This window comes from Pseudomonas sp. FP453, from assembly GCF_030687495.1.
In the GTDB taxonomy this organism is placed as follows: domain Bacteria; phylum Pseudomonadota; class Gammaproteobacteria; order Pseudomonadales; family Pseudomonadaceae; genus Aquipseudomonas.
On record NZ_CP117435.1, the window covers coordinates 2949856 to 2968366 of the forward strand.

Consider the following 18511-nt stretch of genomic DNA (forward strand, 5'->3'; position numbering starts at 1 on the left):
GCCATGCCCTTGCGTGCATCCCTGAGCCTTTTTTGGAGAGACAAAACATGACGATCAAACTCCTGTGGTACCTCACCCCCCCCGATGGCCCGTACCCGTGGGAAGCGGCCGGGCGCTGGGTGACCGGTTTCGAACAGCTCAAGCAGGTTGCCGTGGTCGCCGACCGTCTTGGCTATTACGGCTCGCTGCTGGGCACCAGCCCCAATTCCAACCTGGCCACGGCCGCCGCCTTGATCGATGCGACCCAACGCCTGCGGTTTCTGATTGCGCAGTACCCCGGCGAACTGTCGCCAGCGGTATTGGCCAAGTGGGCGTTGAGCTTCGACCAGTATTCCGGCGGGCGTCTGCTGCTCAACCTGGTCAATGGCGATGACAGCGGCCTGGCGGCCTTGGGCGTGCATTTCCCCCACGACGAGCGCTACGACTTCAGCCGCGACTACTGGCGGGCCTTTCGCAGTGTCTACGCCGGTGAAACCCAGGGCTTTGCCGGTAAATACATCAACCTGGCGCCGCGCGATCCGGCAGACGCCGATCACCCGTTGGGCGGCTGGCTGGCGCCGACGCAATCCACACCCATCGAGTTCTGGGGCGCCGGCACGTCCGACGCCGGCGTGGCCCATTCGGCCGACCTGCTCGACGTGTACCTGAGCTTTGCCGACACGCCGCCACGCCTGGGTGACAAGTTCCGCCGCGTCGGTGCCGAAGCGGCCAAGCGCGGGCGCCGCCTGCGGTTCGGCACGCGCTTGCAGATCATCGTGCGCGAGACCGAAGAGGAAGCGTGGGCCCACGCCGAGTTGTTGTTGCAACGCACCTCCCTGCAAACCGCCCTCGACGGCGTGGCCGCGCAGTTGCCCCCGGGCGAAACCCTGGAGACCTACGTCAGCGACGATCCCCAGGTGCAACGCAACCTGCAAACCCTGCGCGAAGGCCGTCTGCCCACGGCGCGGGAACTGGAGATCTACCCCAACGTGTGGGTCGGGCCGAGCCTGTTTGGGTTCGACATCCTGCGCCCGGCGGCCGGGACCTATCTGGTGGGCAGCGCCACCCAGGTGGCCGAGCGTTTGCGTGAGTACCAGGCGCAGGGCGTGTCGGCGTTCATCCTCTCGGGTTATCCGCTGATCGATGAAGCGCAGCGCGTGGCGGATCTGCTGTTCCCGTTGCTGGAGCTGGATCACGGTTTCGACATCCCGTTGTTGTCGGCGAGGTGAGCCCGATGCTGTACTTACCTTGGCGTGCCTTGGCCGCCAACCGACAAGTGCGCCAGGGCGCCGGCCTGAGCCTGCTGGTGATCGGCCTGGCATTGGCCGGGCCGTTGCTGGCGCCCCATGGCGCGAGTGAACTGCTCGGCCCGGTGTACGGCGCGCCCAGCGCGGGCGCGCCGCTGGGTTACGACTACCTCGGGCATGACGTGCTGTCACGGGTGCTGGTGGGCGGTTGGAGCGTGGTGTGGATGGCGTTGGCGGCCGCCTCGCTGGCCTTGCTGGTGGGCGCGGGCCTGGGATTGCTGGCGGGGTTTTCCCGTGGGCCGCTGGACCGTTTGATCCGCTGGAGCGCCGACCTGTCCCTGGCGTTTCCCGAGCTGATCCTGGTGCTGCTGGTGGTCTCGCTGCTGGGGCGCGAGCCGTGGTTGATCGTGCTGACGGTGGCCTTCGCGTTCCTGCCCGGCATGATCCGCCAGACCCGCGCCAGCACCCAGGCCGTGGTCGAGCAGGAGTTCATCGAAGTGCTGCGGGCCATGGGCCTGCCGCGCCGTCACCTGCTGCTGCGCGAAGTGCTGCCGAATATCCTCACGCCCATGCTCGTGCATTTTGGCAGCATGCTGACCTGGGCCATCGGCATCTTGTCGGGGCTGAGCTTTCTCGGCTACGGCGTGGCGCCGCCGGCGGCGGATTGGGGCCTGATGATCAGCGAGAACCAGGGCGGGCTGGTCCTGCAACCCTGGGCCGTGCTGGTGCCGGCGCTGCTGATAGTCGGCGTGTTCGCCTATGCCAGCAACATGCTCGCCGAAGGCATCGGCCGGGTGCGCGCCGGGGTACTGGAGCACACACCATGACGTTGCTGCGTGTGCAGGACCTGCGGGTGCAACTGGACAGCGGCAAGGCGGTGGTGGCTGATATCCATTTTGCGCTGGAGGCGGGAGAAATCCTCGGCCTGGTGGGGGAGTCCGGCTCGGGCAAGACCACGCTGGCCACTGCGTTGCTCGGCCATGTGCGCAAGGGCGCGCGGATCAGTGGCGGGCAGGTGCTGGTCGCCGGCAGCGATCTGCTCGGCTTGCAGGGCGAAGCCTTGCGCCAGGCCCGGGGTGGCGTGATCGCCTATATCCCCCAGGACCCGGCGATGGCGCTGAACCCGGCGCTGCGCATCCTCAGCCAGTTGCAGGAAACCCTGGCCGCCCACGCCCCGCAGATGTCACGAGCGGAACGCCAACAGCGCCTGCGCGACACCTTGCAGCAAGTGGGGCTGCCGGATGACCAAGGCTTTCTCAAACGCTTTGCCCATCAATTGTCCGGCGGCCAGCAACAGCGGGTATTGCTCGCCCTGGCGTTTATCCTGCGTCCGCAAGTGGTGGTGCTCGATGAACCGACCACCGCGCTGGACGTGACCACCCAGGCGCACTTCCTGGCCGCCTTGCGCCAGTTGTGCAAAACCCAGGGTGTGGCGGCGGTGTACGTGTCCCATGATTTGGGGGTGGTCGAGTCCCTGGCCGACCGGGTGATGGTGCTGTACGCCGGCAGGGTGGTGGAATGCGCCGAGACCGCGCAGTTGTTTCGCCAGCCGCAACACCCGTACAGCCAACGCTTGCTGGCGGCGGCAAGGCTGGCGGCGCGGCCGCTGGAGGATCTGTCGCAGCAACCGCTGTTGTTGGAGGTCGATGAGCTGGCGGTGAGTTATGCCGGACGGCGCGTGGTTGCAGGGGTGAACCTGCACGTGCGCCGGGGCGAATGCCTGGCCTTGGTGGGCGCCTCGGGTTCCGGCAAAAGCAGCGTGTCCCGCGCGCTGGTCGGCCTGGCACAAGAGGCAGCAGGGCGCCTGCGATTTGCGGGTGCGCCGCTGAATCTCGAGGTTGGCGCACGCTCGTCCGAGCAACGGCGGCGCATCCAGTACATCTTCCAGAACCCCCTGCGTGCCTTGAACCCGCGTCACACCGTGGCGCAAAGCCTGGCCACGCCACTGCGGCACTTCTTTGGCCTGCGCGGCGCGGCATTGCGCGAGCGTATCGAGCAAGCCTTGACTCGCGTGGCCTTGCCCGTGGCGATTGCCGATGCCTATCCCGGCAGTTTGTCCGGTGGTGAACGCCAGCGCGTGGCGATTGCCCGGGCGCTGGTGTGCGAGCCGAGGTTGTTGATTTGCGATGAGATCACCTCGGCGCTGGATGTGTCGGTGCAGGCGTCGATCCTCGAATTGCTGAGGGGTTTGCAGGCGGAGGGGATGGCGCTGGTGTTTGTCACCCATGATTTGAATGTGGTGCGGGCGATTGCGGATCGGGTCATGACACTCAAGTCTCAATGACACAAAAAAACTGTGGGAGCGGGCTTGCCCGCGATTGCGGTGTGTCAGCCGAAATATGCTTGACTGACCCACCGCCATCGCGGGCAAGCCCGCTCCCACAGTTTTGATCCCATGTAGTCAGATGTGTTGGGTGCGCAGCTTGGGCACGCATAGCCTCGCCAACACATCCGCCAGCAGGTTCACCCCCACCACAAACGCCGCAATCGCACTCACCCCGCCTTGAATCACCGGCACGTCGCGCAGGCGAATCGCGTCGTTGAGCAAGCTGCCGACCCCCGGATACGTAAACGCCATCTCCACCAGCAACGTGCTGCTGAAAAACACGCTGAGGGTCAACGCCAACCCCTGGATCAGCGGCAACACGGCGTTGGGCAAGGCATGCCCGAGCACCAGCCGCCAGGGTTGCAGGCCGCGCAGGCGGGCGGCTTCGAGGTAGTCGCTGTGCAGCGCTTCGATCATCGCCCCACGCACCAGGCGGATCAGGTACGGCGCGCTCGCCAATACAAGCGCGGCCACGGGCAGGACCAGGTAGCGCCCCTGGGTGAACGCCGAGTGTTCCGGGTCGAGCAGCGACACCGCCGGCAGCCAGGTGAACAGGCTGGTGGCGAACAGCATGATCAAGCCGATCGCCAGCACAAACCCCGGCAATGATTTGAACATCACCAGCAGGGGCAGGGTCAGGCGGTCGATCCAGCGGTCGCGGTACAGGGCCAGCAGCGTGCCCAGCCCCACGGCCAGCAGCAGGTTGCACAGGGCAACCGGGATGAGCAGCGCGAGGGAGTTGGCGAAGCGTTGGCCCAGCAGTTGGGTCACGGCCACCTGGGAGTCCAGGGACAGGCCCAGGTCACCGCCCAGCGCCGCGCCGAGCCAGTGCAGGTATTGCTGCCACAGCGGCAAATGCAAGCCCAACTGTTCGCGCAGCACCTGCAACGACGCCTCGGGCGCGCCCGGCCCGAGGATCACCCGCGCCGGGTCGGACGGCAGCAGGCGGATGGCGAGGAACACCAGCACGCTGATCAGCAGCACGCTGCCCAGCGCGGACAACAGGCGCCGTGCCAGCCCGCTCACGCCGGCTCCTTGAGCCACAGGCTGTCGAAGCGCCAGGTCGGGAACAGGGTTTTTTCCGCCTGGGCGCCGCCGACGCGCTGGGCGATGCCGTCGAGCAGGTTGGCGTAGCCCCAGATCAGCATGCCGCCTTTGTCATGCTGGATCTGCTGGGCTTCGTGCACCAGCACACGGCGTTTTTCCAGATCGGGTTGGGCCAGCGCCTCGAGGAACAGCTGGTCGAAGCGCGGGTCGCTGAAGTGGGTCTTGTTGGCCACCGACACCGGCGCGTCGGAGTGCAGCCCGCAGGTGAGGAACGGCGCGCCGATGCTGCCCCCGGTACTCAGCGGCCACTCGGTGAGTTGCGGGCCGTTGAAGGTCGCGCTGTCGACCTGGCGCACGCGGATGTCCACGCCGGCACGCTTGGCCTGTTCGGCGAACACCAGCGCCGAGCCGACGCCGCCGCTGTCCTGGTCGGCCACCAGTTCCACGCTCAAATGCTCCTGGCCGGCTTCGCGCAGCAAGGCCTTGGCGCGTTCCAGGTTGTAGCTGCGTTGCGGGATGCTGTGGTCGAAGGTCGGGTCGTTGGGCGCATACAGATCGTTGGCCACGCGGCCCTGGCCGTTGAGGGCGCGGGCCACCAGTTCTTCACGGTCGGCCATCAGGCGAAAGGCTTCGCGCACGCGCGGGTCGTTGAACGGTGCCTGGCTGAGGTTCATGTCGAAGGTCAGCCAGTTGCCGGTGACCGAGGTCAGCACTTGCAACTTCGGGTTGGCCTCGACCAGGCGCAGGTGCTCGTTGGCCAAGCCATTGGCCAGGTCGATCTGCCCGGATTGCAGGGCGCCCAGGCGTGAGGTCTGGTCCTTGAAGTCGATGATTTCCAATTCATCGGCGTAGGGCTTGCCGGCCTTGTAGTAGTTCTCGAAGCGGGTGAACAGCGAGCGTTGGCCGGGGGTGAAACTCTTCAGTTTGTAGGGGCCGGCGCCCACCGGGTTGGTCACTGGGTGATAGTCCACCGGCACGATGCCGCCGAAGTTGACCCAGGTTTCCGGCAACGGTACAAACCCGGCGCCGTCCTTGAAGCGCACGCGCAGGGTGCGGTTGTCGAGTTTCTCCAGGTTGTCGCGGTCGATCCAGTGCAGCAGCGCCGCGTAGGGCGAGGCCAGTTGTGGGTCGGTGAGGCGGCGGATGGAGAACACCAGGTCGTCGGCGTCGATGGTCTTGCCGTGGTGGAACTCCAGGTCCTTGTGCAGGCGCAGGGTCCAGGTGCGCGCGTCCGCGCTGACTTCGGCCTCTTCGGCGAGGGCCAGGCGCGGCAGCATGTTTTCGTCCCATTCCCACAGTTTGCTGTACAGCGCAAAGCCGCGAATGATGCCGCTGCCCACCGGTTTATGGGCGTCGAGGTTGCCACTGCGGCTGCCGTCGATCACCCCCAGGCGCAGGCGCCCGCCGTACTGCGGGCCGGTTGGAGCACCGCTGGCCAAGGCCTGCGGTGCTGCGCCGTCGCCACAGGCACTGAGCAGGCTGCTGCCGAGTACCAGGCCAGAACCGAGGGTCAGGCTGTTGCCGAGAAAACGCCGGCGGCTGAAAAACGTCGGGTCCATCACGCCACCTGTTCGTTGGGTTGGGCCGGCTGCCGCGCTGCGGGTTGGCGCAGGTGGCGGAAGTGCGGAAGGATGTGTTCGCCCAGGCGGTAGTTTTCTTCCAGGTGCGGGTAGCCGGCGAGGAAAAACAGCTCGATGCCCACCGCGTTGTATTCGTGAATCCGTTCGATCACCTGGGCGTAGCTGCCCACCAGCGCCACGCCAGGCGGCACGCCGATATAGCCGAAGCCGGACCACACAGTGGGGTGGATGAAAAAGTCATCGAACCCGGGCGCTTGTTTTTGCGCGTATTCGTGTTCAAAACCGAGTTTGCGCGCCGAGCGCAGGCCGTCGTGGGCCGCCAGTTGCTGGACCACGCCCTTGGCCACGCCTTCGTCGAAAAAGCGCCGGGCCTCGGCACGGGCTTCTTCTTCAGTCGGGCGGGTGACCACATCGACGGACAAGCCAAAGCGCAGGTTGCCATTGCCATGGGCCACGGCGCGGCGGCGCACGTCGTCGATCAACGCGCGGATTTCTTCCGGGCGCTCGGCACGCATCAGGTAGTAATCGGCGTGTTTGGCCGCGAATTCGCGCGCGGCTTCGGAAGAGCCGGCGGTGCAGATCAGCGGCAGATCGGCTTTTTTCTGCGGGCCACGCAGGCCGCCGCCTTCGGCGCTGTAGTAGCGCCCGGCGTAGTGGAACTGTTCGTTGTTCCAGTAACCCTTGACCACATCCATGAACTCACTGGCCCGCGCATAACGCTCATCGTGGCCGGTGACGTCGCCAACCTGGCGCTGCATCACTTCGGAGCCGCCGTTGATGATGTTCCATACGAGGCGGTTGCCGCTGGCGCGCTGGTAGGTGGCGGCCATCTGCGCGGCCACGAACGGCGAGAAATGGAACGGCTGGAACGCACTGACGAATTTCAGCGTGCGGGTTTCCCGGGCCAGCAATGAGCAGACGGTCCAGGGTTCTTCGCCGCTGGGCGCGTTGACCATCAGCACACCGCTGAAGCGGTTGATCTCGGCGGCACGGGCGATCTGCCCGAGGTAGTCGATGTAGGTGAACGGGTCGCCGACGGCGAAGTCCGAGACGGCGCCGCTGTTGTTTTCCGGGGCTTGCCAGTCGCCGCGGTTGCGCGGGTCGCCGGGGAGGAATTGGGTTTCGCCATGCAGGGGCAGGCGGGTGAAAAAGTCGATGCTCATCAAGCAGTCTCCGGGGAAAAATTAGCGGGCGCGTTCGACCTGGGCCTTGAGGTTGGGCCACAGGTCGATCAGGCCAAGATCACGAATCGCCTGGTCGGTGAAACGGGTGGCCAGGGCCTGGCTGAAGTCGGGCTGGCTGCTGATCAACTGGTTGTCGAGGGCGTACTGGGACAGCGCGGCGAAGTGCTTGAGCAACTGCGCATCGGTCTTCGGTGCCCAGCGCTGCACCCACGGCACCGGGTCGCCCTGATCATCACGGCGCAACACGCTTTGCGGGGTGCCGGCCAGGGACGAGAAGCGGTAGTACTCGTCGCTGTTGTGCTCATCGGCCAACCATTGGCTGGCCTTGACCCAGGCGGTGGCGACCAGTTGGGTCAGTTGCGGCTGGTCGTCGACAAAACGTTCGGTGCCCCACAGGTCCGAGGCCAGGCGCCAGTCGGCGTCGCCTTGCTTGCTGGACCAGAGCACCCGGCCGACCTGCTTGTCTTCGAGCAGATAGGCCTCGCTGAGCAGCACGGCGGCATCGACCTTGCCCGCCGACACCGCCGCCGCGCCGACCTGCGGGTTGATATTGGCGATCTTGAAGTCCTTCAGCGCCAAACCCTGGCTGGCGAGGAACTGGCTGAACGGAAACTCCCACGGCCGCCCACGGTGCAGGGCCAGGCGCTTGCCCTTGAGGTCGCCGATGGACTGCGCGGGCGAATCCTTGGGTACCACCAGGTAGATGTTGTTGCCGCTGCCGCCGGGCACCACCAGTTTGCCGGGCACGCCACCGGCCAGGGCGATCACTGACGGCAGGTCGCCGCGCACGGCAAAGTCCAGGTCGTTGTTGGAGAAGCCTTCGTTGATCTGCGGGCCGGCATTGGCGTGGGGCAGGGCTTGCCACTCCAGGGCAACCCCGCGTTGCTTCAGCTGCTGTTCCAACCAACCTTCTTCAATCACGCGCCCGGGAATGCCGCCAAACACCGGCTTGCCGCCCTGGGTGAACGAGACGATGCCGATGCGTACGCTGCTTGGTGTGTCGGCAGCGAACACGCTCAGCGCGGGAATCAGGGCCAGTGCGGCGATCAGACGTTTATAGGCAAGCTTCATGGTTGTGCTCCAAAGCCATTGTTGACGAGATAGGCCAGGGTCACGCGGGACAGCGCGCGCACGCCCACCGGCAGCGCGTTGTCGTCCACCAGGAACTTGGGTGAGTGGTTGGGCCAGGTGTGCGCCGGATCGATGCCATCGGGCGTCACCCCGAGGCCGAAGAACACGCCGGGGATCTTGCGCGAGTACTCGGCGAAGTCGTCCGCCGCGTAGACGCCGGATTCGATGTCCACCGGCAGCTTGGATGAGGCTTTGAGCTGGGGCAGCAAGGCATCCACCAGCGCGCTGTTGTTGTAGCCCGCCGGGTACGTCGGGGTGACGTCGATGCTGGCGCTGGCGCCGGCACTCTCGGCGATCTTGCTGGCGGTGCGGCGCAGGCGTTCGATCACGTCGTCGCGCTGGGCCTGGCTCAAGGTGCGCACGGTGCCTTCCAGGCGCACTTGCGCGGGGATGATGTTACTGCGCACGCCGGCGTCGATGCGCCCGACGGAAATCACCGGTGCCGGCAGCGCCACCAGGTCCATCTGCCGGCTCGGGATGGTTTGCCAGCCGAGCACGATCTGCGCGGCCAGGGGGATCGGGTCGATGCCGGCCCAGGGGAAGGCGCCGTGGGTTTGCGCGCCGGTCACGGTGGCGACGAAGGTGTCGGCCGCTGCCGTGGTGCGCTCGCGGCTGATGGACAGCGAACCGGACACGCCACGCCCCACATGCAGGCCGAAAATCGCCTGGGGCGCCGGCTCGGCCAGCACGCCTTGTTCGATCATCAGGCGGGCGCCACCTTTCTCGCCGACCGGCACGCCTTCCTCGGCGGGCTGGAAGATGAACTTGACGGTGCCGGGCAGGCTGTCCTTGTGCTTGGCCAGCACTTCGGCCACCCCCAGCACAATCGCGATGTGCGCGTCATGGCCGCAGGCGTGCATCACGCCGACGGTCTTGCCGGCCTGGCTGAAATCGTTGCCGCTGTAGGGCACGCTGACGGTGGAGGCGTAGGGCAGGCCGGTTTGCTCGGTGACGGGCAGCGCGTCCAGTTCGGAGCGGATTGCGACCACCGGGCCGGGTTTGCCGCCGCGCAGAATCGCCACCACGCCGGTGTGGGCCACTTCGGTCTGCACCGTCAGTCCCAGCTCACGCAAGCGCTGAGCGACGCGTTTGGCCGTCTCGAACTCGCGGTTGCCCAGCTCGGGATGCTGGTGGATGGCATGGCGCAGTTCGATCAACTGCGGGGTGGCGCGCTGGATGTCCTGGTCCAGTTGGCTCAACCGTTGCGGGTCGATTTCAACGGCGCTGGCCAGGGGCGCGACGAGCAAGGCGGCGAGCAGCGCGGGGAGGGGGCGGGTCAAATTCATGCAAAAGCCTCGGGGTTCAAACGACAGATGCCGAGGGACAACGCAGAATGCATGCCAGGCGCCCCTATCCACTGTTTCCGGGGTTTTACGGCGTTTTCGAGGGGGCTTTTGCTGAATCAGCAGCGCCTCGTTGCTGATGGATTGCTGCTCCAGCAGCAGTGAATCTCATATTCGTTATTGGAATATTCAAATGCCAATTAATAATTATTTTATCTATGCGGCTTGGTTCACTATGGCGCCCAAGTACTTTGGAAACAGGACCGTAAGATGTCATTGCTCACCCACCCCAACGCCCGTGAACTGAGCAAAACGGTGCGGGCCACCGTACTGGTTTTCAAAGACCCGCGTTCCCAGGAACTGCTCAACCGCATCGAGCGCCTGGCGCCCAGTGAAGCCAACGCGCTGATCATCGGCGAGACCGGCACCGGCAAGGAACTGGTCGCACGGCAGATCCACAACCTGAGCCGCCGCAGCCAGGCCAACTTCGTCGCGGTGAACTGCGGCGCGTTCCCCGAAACCCTGGTCGAGAGCGAACTGTTCGGCCATGAGAAGGGCGCCTTCACCGGCGCCACGCAGAACAAGGCCGGTTGGTTTGAAGCGGCCAACGGCGGCACTTTGTTCCTCGACGAAATCGGCGATTTGCCGTTGGGCATGCAGGTCAAGTTGCTGCGGGTGTTGCAGGAGCGCGAAGTGGTGCGCCTGGGCTCGCGCACGCCGATTCCGATCAACGTGCGGCTGGTGGCGGCGACCAATATCAACCTGGCGGATGCGGTGGTCGCGGGTAATTTTCGCGAGGATCTGTTTTACCGCCTGCACGTGGCAACCATCCGCCTGCCGCCGCTGCGCGAGCGCCCGGGAGATATCCTGCCGCTCACCGAATTCTTTGTCGCCGAACACTGCCGGCGCCTGGGCTACAGCAGCGCGCAACTCAGCCCCGAGGCCGAGCGCAAGCTGTTGGCGCATAACTGGCCGGGGAATATCCGTGAGCTGGAAAACGCCATTCATCACGCGCTGCTGGTGTGCCGCCAGCAGTTGATCCAACCGGGGGATTTGCACCTGGTGGAGATGAGCGCGGCGGTGCGCCAGGAGATCCAGGCGCTGCCTGCTGCCGGCGCTGACCTGGAGTCGGCGTTGATCAGTTTGTTCGAGAAGAACCTGGACAACCTGTTCGATCATATCGAGGAGCAGGTGTTTCGTACGGCGTACCAGTTCTGCCATGGCAACCAGTTGCAGACGGGGCGGTTGCTGGGGATCAGCCGCAATATTGTGCGGGCGCGGCTGGAGAAGATTGGCGAGTTGCCGCCGATTGGGGGGTATCCGGTCAAGGTTGACTGACCCAACACCATCCCCCCTGTGGGAGCGGGCTTGCCCGCGATAGCGGTGGATCAGTCAACAGAGGTATTGGCTGACAGTCCGCCATCGCGGGCAAGCCCGCTCCCACACAAGCCTGTTTCCACAGGGTTGGCAGTGTCAGGCCTGATGTTCGCCCAGTAACTCAGCGCGCAACTGCGCCTTCAACCCATGCAACTCTGGCGACAGATGATCCCTCGGATGGGGCAAACCCACCGCAATCTCCCGCCGAATCCTGCCCGGATGCGCCTGCATCACAATCACCCGATCCCCCAGGTACAGCGCTTCTTCGATGTCATGGGTGACCATGATCACCGTGCACCGCTGCTTGACCCAGATGCGTTGCAGTTCCTGTTGCAGGTACACCCGGGTGAGGGCATCCAGGGCGCCCAGGGGTTCGTCGAGCAGCAGCACTTTTGGCGTGTTGATCAACGCGCGGGCGATGGCGGCGCGTTGGGCCATGCCACCGGAGAGTTGGTGCGGGTAGGCGTCGGCAAAGCCTTCGAGGTTGACCTTGGCGATGTGTTCGTCCACCAACTGCTGCTTGGTCTTGGCGCTCAGGCGGTGGTTTTTCAGGGCCAGGGCGATGTTCTGGCTGACGGTCATCCACGGGAACAGACGATGGTCCTGGAACACGATGCCACGGTCGAGGCTGGTGCCGGTGACGGGTTGGCCGTCGAGGAGGATCTGGCCGCGGTAGTCGTTGTCCAGGCCGAGGATCAGCCGCAGCAAGGTGGATTTGCCGCAGCCGCTGGGGCCGACGATGCTGACGAACTCGCCGGGGGCGACATTGAGGTCGATGCCGTCGAGCACGGGCAGGCGTTGGCCCTTGAGGCTGTAGTCCTTGCTCAACCCTTTGATTTCAAGGGCGCCGGGCAGGATGTGGGGTGTCAGGGAAACAATGTCCGGTGCGATTGCAGTCATGTCCAAGCCTTCCAGAATCAGGGGCGCCAGCGCAGCAGGTAGCGGCTCAGGCAGGTGAATAACAGACTCATGCCGTAGCCCAGGGCGGCGATGCTGATCACGCACAGCAGGATGATCTCCATACGCGCGCCCGCTTCGGCATTCATCATCAGGTTGCCCAGCCCGGGGCCGGCCGAGAGGAACAATTCGCTGCCCACCGCCGTGACCCAGGCGAAGGCAATCGCTTGCAGCACGCCGGTACACAGGCTGGGCAGTGCCGACGGCAGCAGCACCAGGGCAAAGCGTTGACGGCGGCTGAGGACCAGGGCCTGGGCGACTTCGAGGTGGCGCGCGTCCACCTGGCGCAAGCCTTCGAAGGTGTTGAGGGCCATCGGGTAGCTGGCGGCGAGGGCGATGATCAGCACCTTGGAGCTTTCGCCATTGCCGAACCACAACGCGATCAAGGGAATCCAGGCGAGCATCGGCACTTGGCGCAGGCTATGGAACAGCGGTGCAATCAAGCGCTCGCCCCAGGCGGACAACGCCATGCTCGCGCCGATCAGGGTGCCGGCAAGCACGCCAAACAGCAGGCCCTGGCTGGTGCGCAGCAGGCTGGCGAGCAGGTTGGTCAGCAGCTCGCCGTTGCCGACAATCTCCATCAACCCGGCCACCACCTGCGCCAACGGCACCACGGCATAGGCGCCGCTGGCACCCTGGCGCGAGGCATATTCCCAGGCGGCCAGCAACAGCAGGGGCAGAAGCGCGCCACGGGCGTGGCGGAGCAGGCGTTTCATGGCGCCACCCGCGTCGGTTGCCAGCGCTGCAAGCGGCGCTCAAGGCGGCGCAGGGACCAGTCGAGGGCGAAGCCGACCAGGCCGGTGACGACGATGCCGACCATCACCACGTCGATGCGCAACATCTGCCGCGCCATCTCGATCATCTGCCCCAGGCCGCTGTCGGCCGCCAGCAGTTCGGCGGCGATCAGCACCACCCAGGCGCGGGTCAGGCCGATGCGCAGGCCGGTGACAATCTGCGGCGTCACCGCTGGCAACGCCACGGCCTTGACCAGGCTCAGCCAGGGCAGGCGATACACCGCCGCCACCTCGAAATAGCTGCGGGGAATGCCCTTGACCCCCTGGCTGGTGGCCAACGCCAGCGGGAAAAAAGCTGCTTCGGCGACGATGACGATCTTGAAGATTTCATCGATGCCGAATACCAGCACCAACAGCGGAATCAAGGCCAGGCTGGGGATCTGCCGCAGGCTATGGAACAGCGGCCCGCAATAGGCTTCCACGGTTTTCGACAGGCCCATCAGCAAGCCAATCAGCAGCCCGCTCGCCGCGCCAATACCCAGGCCCCAGCCCAGGCGGCCGAGGCTGGTGAGCAAGTGGTCCAACAGTTCGCCGTTTTCCATAAGCAGTTCAAAGGTGCGCCACACCTGGGCGGGTGGCACCAGCAATTGCCGGGGGAATAGGCCAGCTGCGGCGACGCCGGCCCACAGTGCGAGCAAGACCAGCGGCGAAATCAGCCAGGAGAGCCGGGACGCAAGCACCGGCAGTGAAGGTTGGGGCATGGGGATACTCTTATCAGTCTGCTTGAAGGCAATAGTGCAGCTTGTATGCCAAGGCCCAAGGCCCGGCAAACACGGGTGAAGGCGGGCAACCGCGCTGCTGCACGGGCAACGCGTTGCTGGTGCACTGCTGCTACAGCAGCAGTCAGGCCGCGACGGGCACCTGGCGCCGCGCCGTATACCAGCCCGCCGCAATCACCAGGATGAGTAGTGCCCAGCACACAAACAGCGGGCCGAGGCCGATCAGGTAACTGAGCGCACCGCCCGCCATCGCCCCGACAAAACCACCGGCCATGGAGGCGAGCTGGAACAGCCCCGACACCTTGCTCTTGTCCTGCACCTGCTGGCTGAGTTGGTTCATGTTCAGCAGGTGCAAGGCGGCGGCCGCAAGGCTCAACAACACGCCCGCCAAGGCGAGCCAGGCAAAGCCGTGGCTCAATCCGATCAGCAGCAGCGCCGCCATGCCGAACGCCAGGCTCAAGCCATAGGCCAGACCCTGGCTGAGGTGGCGCAGTACGTACCCCAGGCCAAACAGCGCCAGCACCGCGCCAACCCCTTCGATCACCACCAACGCCACCGCACGGTCCTGGGACAGGCCCGCTTCCTGTAGCGCATAGAGGATGATGAACGTGCTGAACACCGAGGTGGTCGCACTGTTGAGCGCCTCCATGGCGCACGGCTCGCGGATCTCCCGATGCCCCAGCAGCCCACGGGCTTCGCCGAACATGGCCGACAGGTTGAGCGCGGGCGCGCGCTCGCTGGGCGGTTCACCTTCCCAGAAGCTCAGGCTGTACACCGCCATCGCGCCAAAGCACAGGCTGATCAGCACGAAGGCCCAATGAAACTGGCCTTCGCCGCTGAACTGGTTGCCCAGCAGCGGCCCCAGCAAGCCCAGGCCCAGGGTCAAGGCGCCGCGATACCAGCCGGCCTTGCTCAGCCCCAGGTGCTTGAGTTCGCGCAGGAAGGCGCTGTTCATCGCGACGATGCGAAACGGAATGAACAAGCCGATCAACCACTGCGCCAGCGCCAGCCACAGCCAACCGCTGAACAGCGGGATCAGCAGGTTGACCAGCATCGGCCCGAGGCTCGACACAAAGTAGATCGGCTTGGCGCCATAGCGGGCGATCACGAAACCCGCCGGCAAGGTGAGAAACACCATGCCCAAGGACTCCATGGCCGAGATGATCCCCACCTGCATGGCGTTTGCCCCCAGCGACAGGGCGTACAAGGTGGTGACGATCTTGGCCATGCCGATGGTGGCGCCGCTGAAGGTGGCCAGCAGCATGAAGTTGACCAGGAAACCCGGGCGCGAGGTGTTCACGGGCATCCTCAGAACTTCGCCGTCACGGTCACGCCGGCGGTGCGCGGGTCACCGAACGACGCCCAATACGGCGCGCTGCCACGGTTGAGGGAAATGCCGTGGTTCTGGTACTGCTTGTCGGTGAGGTTGTTGACGAAGCCGGTGATGTTGTACTTCTCGTCGGCGGTGGTGTAGCTCAGGTGCGCATTGCTCACGGTGTAGCCGCCCTGGTTGAGCCAGGTCCATTGCGACTGCTGGTACGCCGAGATGAAGTACTCCTTGCTCTGGTAACGCAGGTCGCCGCCCAGGACCAGGGCGCCTGGAATATCCAGCGGGAAACGGTAGTCGGCGCCCAGCGCGTAGGTGTGGCGTGGCGCGCGGATAAAGCTGTTGCCCTTCCACAGGTCGCCGGTGAACTCGCTGGAAAACACCGAGGCGGCCAATTGCAGGTGCAGGTTGTCGGTGGCCTGGGCTTCCAGTTCGAACTCCGCGCCGCGCGCCGTACCTTCGGCGCCGTTGGTGAGCAACGACACCAGGCTGCCGCTGGCGGTGGTGGTGGTCGCGCTGACCTGCATGTCCTGGTAGTCGTAGTAGAAGACGTTGGCGTTGGCGTGCACGCGACCGTTGAGCCACTCGGACTTGAGCCCCAGTTCATAGGAATTGAGGGTCTCCGGCTGCACCGTGCTCAACTGCTCCAGGCTGCTGGACAGCCCGGTGTTGAACGCACCCGAACGGAAGCCCTTGGCATAACGGGCGTACACCCGCAGGTTGTCGTTGATGCGGTATTCCGGGGTCAGGTCGTAGGTCACCGCGCTCCAGGTCTTGTTGCGCTTGGCATTGCCGTTGGTGGTGATGCCGGCACCGGTCACGTCCACCGGGTTTTGCAGGGAGCCTGAATCCCACCAGTCGCCGTTGAAGTTGCTGCCGGTGGTTTGCACCAGGTCCAGGTCGATGGCTTTTTTCTCGCGGGTCCAGCGCAGGCCGCCGGTGACGGTGAACTGGTCGGTGAAGTCGTAGGCCAGGTTGCCGAACAGCGCGTAGCTGGTGTTTTTATGGCTGAACGAGGTGCCGGTGTAGCTGGCCTCGGACGCGCCTTCATCCGGCAAGGCCGAGGTGGCACCGGCGCTTTGCAGGTCTTCGTGGAAGAAGTGCGTGCCGAGGATCCAGCGCAGGGTTTCGCTGGTGGGCGAGGCGATACGGAACTCCTGGGAGTACTGGCGCCAGCGGTTGTTGGTGTAGTTGCGCCCGCTTTCCACCGGCGACAAGTCATCGTCGCTGATGCTGCGTTGCTTGGTTTCGTCGTAGGCGCTGATCGAGGTGAGGCGGTAGTCACCCAGGTCGTAGTTGAGGGTCAGGGCCGTGCCGGCGTGTTCGATTTTTGATTTGTTGTCGACGTTGCTGTCGATGTAGCGTCGGTCCGGGTTGCTGCGGTTATAGCCGCCCAGCCACGGGAAGCTGCCCACCGGCAACAGGCCGGCGGCGGTGCCACGGGTCTGGCTGTCGTGCAGGGTCCAGAGTGCGGTGAGGTCGGGGTTGAGCGTGGCGAGGAATTGCAGGCGCACGGCTTTGTTGTCGACGCGGTCGTAATCCTTGTCGTCGTAGACGTTCTTGATAAAACCGTCGCGCTCCTTGGAATACAGCGACACGCGGGCGGCCAGGCGGTCTTCCACCAGGGTGCCGCCGATGGCGCCATTGACGATTTTCTCGTTCTTGCTGCCGTAGCCAAGGGTGGCGTAGCCGTCGTTCTCGAAGCTCGGTTTTTTGGTCAGGATGTTCACCGCGCCACCGGTGGTGTTCTTGCCATACAGCGTGCCTTGCGGGCCGCGCAGGATCTCGATGCGATCCAGGTCGAACAGCGGGTCGCCGCCCGCCAGCGGCGCGTTGAGGTACACATCGTCGACGTACACGCCCACCGGGAACACGGTGGCGGCGCCCTGGTCGCCGGTGCCCACTCCGCGAATGTACCAGCGCGGCCGTGCATCGCCGTCCGGGTTGTTGGCCTGGGCGTTGGGCACGAACTTGAGGGCCTTGCCGATGTAGTCGGTGCCGGTCTGGCCGAGGCTCTCGCCGGACACGGCGCTGACCGCGTTGGCGATGTCCTGCACGCTTTCTTCGCGGCGCTGGGCGGTGACCGTCACCGATTTGAGGGTGGGTCCGCTGTCGTCGGCGGCGGGCGTCTGTTCCTGTGCCAGTGCAGGCAGGCTGTGCAGCGTGCCGGTCAAGGCGGTGGCCAGCCATAGGCTGTGGGTGATCCTGTTGATGCGGTACATAACCCCTCCGAAAGTAATGGTGCTGGTACTTTTCGGTCTGCTTAAGTTGTCTTTTAAGTGCGCTGCAAACCTGGAAAGCTACAGCGCTATAGCAGGGCCTGTGCCAAGTTTTATGTTGTTGATATCTATAGGTTTTATTCAGACTTGCGGAGGGTGTTGCTGCCCCAGCAGCAGCCGGTCAGCAAGGGGCTGTTTGCGGATGAGCAGGCGGGCTTTTCCATGGGCGAAAAAAAGGCCGGCAAGCCGGCCGAGGTGCGCGTCATGAAACTAGACGGACAAGCGTGAAGTGGCACCGAGGACACTTTCCAGCACGCTGAAATCAATCCAGTCACGCACGTCGAAACGCCGTGGGATGAACTGCCAGCGATGGAGGAAATCGGTGAAGTCCTGCAACGCCAGGATCGACTGCTCATCGAGCATGGTGCGCAGGCGCCGATGGGCATCTTCGCCATAGGCCGTGGCCACCCAGTATTCGCTGGTGTTGAGTTCGCGGGCGAGGAACTGGCGGGTTTTCTCGGGGTTGGCCCAGGCCCATTGCTCGGCGCGCAGTACGCAGTCGACGATGGTTTTCGCCGCGTCGAAGTGATGCTCGCGCAAATGCCCGTCCACGGTGAGGGTGCGCGGCGTGCCGTTGTTGGAGCGGATCATCGGGTCGGGGTGGGAGCCGGTGTCGATCACCACATGCAAGCCGAACTCGGCAGCCAGTTGCACGGCGTGGGCGCCCTTGAGAAAGATCGCGTCGATGTCGCCGCGCAGCAGGCCGATCAGTTCATTGTTGCGCCGTTGCGCGCGGTTGAAGCCGAACGACACCTGGGCGCCGTGGACGTGGCGCATCTGTTCATCGCTGTAGGTGCCGCCGTAGGGGTAGTCCACCAGGTCCACGTCGCTGACGCTCATGCCTTCGAGCTTCAGCGCGTTTTCCAGGCCGCGCAGGGCTTGGGCGCGGGTGAAGTCGATCTGCACGTTGGCCCACTTGGGGATGCCGAAGCGGCGGTGCTTGAGGTCGCGCACGGTTTTCACGCCGCTTTCGACGGTGGTCAGGATCAACTGCACTTCGTCGCTCCACGACAACCCCAGCAGGCGTGTGTCGCCGCCATTGGCATAGGCCCAGATCGCCGGGATATTGCCGCCGTGGCGCACGGAGTTGGGCAGGTGATGGTCGTAGTGGGCTTCGCGGATGTCGCGCTCGCTGGACTCGCGCAGGGCCTGGATATTGGTGCCCGACGGCAGGAACGCCTCGGCCAGGCGCCCGGATTCCACGGCGATGCCGAGGCCGGTCGGCACCGGGCTGTGGGTGTACCAGAGGGTATCGAGAGAAGGTGTGCTCATGGTCATCCT

16 protein-coding genes are annotated in these 18511 nt (G+C 65.0%); 5 read left to right on the forward strand and 11 right to left on the reverse strand.

Features of this window, described 5'->3' with window-relative positions; genetic code table 11:
• Nucleotides 1-47: 47 nt before the first annotated feature.
• Genes PSH87_RS13210 through PSH87_RS13220 form a run of 3 tightly spaced genes read left to right on the forward strand, consistent with a single transcriptional unit; the run spans nt 48 to nt 3510 of the window.
• Complete coding sequence (locus PSH87_RS13210) at nt 48-1208, forward strand: LLM class flavin-dependent oxidoreductase (RefSeq protein ID WP_305434042.1); 1161 nt, start codon at nt 48-50, stop codon at nt 1206-1208.
• A gap of 5 nt (nt 1209-1213) precedes the next feature.
• Nucleotides 1214-2053 (forward strand): ABC transporter permease, encoded by an 840-nt coding sequence (locus PSH87_RS13215; protein ID WP_305434043.1) that lies wholly within the window; start codon nt 1214-1216, stop codon nt 2051-2053.
• Nucleotides 2050-3510 (forward strand): ABC transporter ATP-binding protein, encoded by a 1461-nt coding sequence (locus tag PSH87_RS13220; RefSeq protein WP_305434044.1) that lies wholly within the window; start codon nt 2050-2052, stop codon nt 3508-3510. Before PSH87_RS13215 ends, PSH87_RS13220 begins: the two co-directional genes overlap by 4 nt.
• Nucleotides 3511-3627: 117 nt before the next feature.
• Here PSH87_RS13220 and PSH87_RS13225 read toward each other — a convergent pair whose 3' ends face one another.
• From PSH87_RS13225 to PSH87_RS13245, 5 genes are read right to left on the reverse strand one after another with little or no spacing between them, the layout of a single operon-like run.
• Entirely contained in the window at nt 3628-4578 is a 951-nt protein-coding gene (locus PSH87_RS13225) for an ABC transporter permease (protein ID WP_305434046.1), read from the reverse strand.
• Nucleotides 4575-6158, reverse strand: coding sequence for an ABC transporter substrate-binding protein (locus PSH87_RS13230; protein ID WP_305434048.1), 1584 nt, complete (start codon nt 6156-6158; stop codon nt 4575-4577). Before PSH87_RS13230 ends, PSH87_RS13225 begins: the two co-directional genes overlap by 4 nt.
• Entirely contained in the window at nt 6158-7342 is a 1185-nt protein-coding gene (locus tag PSH87_RS13235) for an LLM class flavin-dependent oxidoreductase (protein WP_305434050.1), read from the reverse strand. Before PSH87_RS13235 ends, PSH87_RS13230 begins: the two co-directional genes overlap by 1 nt.
• Before the next feature lie 21 nt (nt 7343-7363).
• Entirely contained in the window at nt 7364-8434 is a 1071-nt protein-coding gene (locus tag PSH87_RS13240; protein WP_305434051.1) for a PhnD/SsuA/transferrin family substrate-binding protein, read from the reverse strand.
• The gene (locus PSH87_RS13245) at nt 8431-9780 is read right to left on the reverse strand and encodes an amidohydrolase (protein WP_017739354.1); all 1350 of its coding nucleotides are present in this window, start codon (nt 9778-9780) and stop codon (nt 8431-8433) included. Before PSH87_RS13245 ends, PSH87_RS13240 begins: the two co-directional genes overlap by 4 nt.
• 267 nt (nt 9781-10047) lie before the next feature.
• Here PSH87_RS13245 and PSH87_RS13250 point away from each other — a divergent pair, with 267 nt between their 5' ends.
• Nucleotides 10048-11115 carry a sigma-54-dependent Fis family transcriptional regulator gene (locus PSH87_RS13250; protein ID WP_017739353.1) on the forward strand — a complete coding sequence of 356 codons (1068 nt, stop codon included), beginning with the start codon at nt 10048-10050 and terminating at the stop codon, nt 11113-11115.
• 135 nt (nt 11116-11250) lie between these two features.
• Here PSH87_RS13250 and PSH87_RS13255 read toward each other — a convergent pair whose 3' ends face one another.
• From PSH87_RS13255 to PSH87_RS13275, 5 genes are all read right to left on the reverse strand, one after another.
• On the reverse strand, nt 11251-12054 hold the full coding sequence (locus PSH87_RS13255; RefSeq protein ID WP_305434054.1) for an ABC transporter ATP-binding protein: 804 nt from the start codon (nt 12052-12054) through the stop codon (nt 11251-11253).
• A gap of 17 nt (nt 12055-12071) precedes the next feature.
• On the reverse strand, nt 12072-12827 hold the full coding sequence (locus tag PSH87_RS13260) for an ABC transporter permease (protein ID WP_305434056.1): 756 nt from the start codon (nt 12825-12827) through the stop codon (nt 12072-12074).
• Nucleotides 12824-13606, reverse strand: coding sequence for an ABC transporter permease (locus PSH87_RS13265; RefSeq protein ID WP_305434058.1), 783 nt, complete (start codon nt 13604-13606; stop codon nt 12824-12826). The genes PSH87_RS13260 and PSH87_RS13265 overlap by 4 nt, the downstream gene beginning before the upstream one ends.
• 142 nt (nt 13607-13748) lie before the next feature.
• Nucleotides 13749-14930, reverse strand: coding sequence for an MFS transporter (locus PSH87_RS13270; protein WP_305434060.1), 1182 nt, complete (start codon nt 14928-14930; stop codon nt 13749-13751).
• A gap of 2 nt (nt 14931-14932) precedes the next feature.
• Nucleotides 14933-17173: a TonB-dependent receptor gene (locus PSH87_RS13275; RefSeq protein WP_017739348.1), complete on the reverse strand. Its 2241-nt coding sequence runs from the start codon at nt 17171-17173 to the stop codon at nt 14933-14935.
• A 156-nt stretch (nt 17174-17329) separates the two neighbouring features.
• Here PSH87_RS13275 and PSH87_RS13280 point away from each other — a divergent pair, with 156 nt between their 5' ends.
• On the forward strand, nt 17330-17458 hold the full coding sequence (locus PSH87_RS13280) for a hypothetical protein (RefSeq protein ID WP_017739347.1): 129 nt from the start codon (nt 17330-17332) through the stop codon (nt 17456-17458).
• Here the strand turns inward: PSH87_RS13280 and PSH87_RS13285 are convergent.
• The gene (locus PSH87_RS13285; RefSeq protein ID WP_124524463.1) at nt 17441-18502 is read right to left on the reverse strand and encodes an ABC transporter substrate-binding protein; all 1062 of its coding nucleotides are present in this window, start codon (nt 18500-18502) and stop codon (nt 17441-17443) included. The two genes, PSH87_RS13280 and PSH87_RS13285, sit on opposite strands and share 18 nt — an antisense overlap.
• Between the last annotated feature and the right edge of the window lie 9 nt (nt 18503-18511).

Coding starts and splice junctions, on each gene's coding strand:
- PSH87_RS13260 (WP_305434056.1), bottom strand. CDS start 12,827: ATGAAACGCCTGCTCCGCCACGCCCGTGGCGCGCTTCTGCCCCTGCTG.
- PSH87_RS13270 (WP_305434060.1), bottom strand. CDS start 14,930: ATGCCCGTGAACACCTCGCGCCCGGGTTTCCTGGTCAACTTCATGCTG.
- PSH87_RS13285 (WP_124524463.1), bottom strand. CDS start 18,502: ATGAGCACACCTTCTCTCGATACCCTCTGGTACACCCACAGCCCGGTG.
- PSH87_RS13265 (WP_305434058.1), bottom strand. CDS start 13,606: ATGCCCCAACCTTCACTGCCGGTGCTTGCGTCCCGGCTCTCCTGGCTG.
- PSH87_RS13210 (WP_305434042.1), top strand. CDS start 48: ATGACGATCAAACTCCTGTGGTACCTCACCCCCCCCGATGGCCCGTAC.
- PSH87_RS13255 (WP_305434054.1), bottom strand. CDS start 12,054: ATGACTGCAATCGCACCGGACATTGTTTCCCTGACACCCCACATCCTG.
- PSH87_RS13240 (WP_305434051.1), bottom strand. CDS start 8,434: ATGAAGCTTGCCTATAAACGTCTGATCGCCGCACTGGCCCTGATTCCC.
- PSH87_RS13230 (WP_305434048.1), bottom strand. CDS start 6,158: ATGGACCCGACGTTTTTCAGCCGCCGGCGTTTTCTCGGCAACAGCCTG.
- PSH87_RS13245 (WP_017739354.1), bottom strand. CDS start 9,780: ATGAATTTGACCCGCCCCCTCCCCGCGCTGCTCGCCGCCTTGCTCGTC.
- PSH87_RS13235 (WP_305434050.1), bottom strand. CDS start 7,342: ATGAGCATCGACTTTTTCACCCGCCTGCCCCTGCATGGCGAAACCCAA.
- PSH87_RS13220 (WP_305434044.1), top strand. CDS start 2,050: ATGACGTTGCTGCGTGTGCAGGACCTGCGGGTGCAACTGGACAGCGGC.
- PSH87_RS13250 (WP_017739353.1), top strand. CDS start 10,048: ATGTCATTGCTCACCCACCCCAACGCCCGTGAACTGAGCAAAACGGTG.
- PSH87_RS13215 (WP_305434043.1), top strand. CDS start 1,214: ATGCTGTACTTACCTTGGCGTGCCTTGGCCGCCAACCGACAAGTGCGC.
- PSH87_RS13275 (WP_017739348.1), bottom strand. CDS start 17,173: ATGTACCGCATCAACAGGATCACCCACAGCCTATGGCTGGCCACCGCC.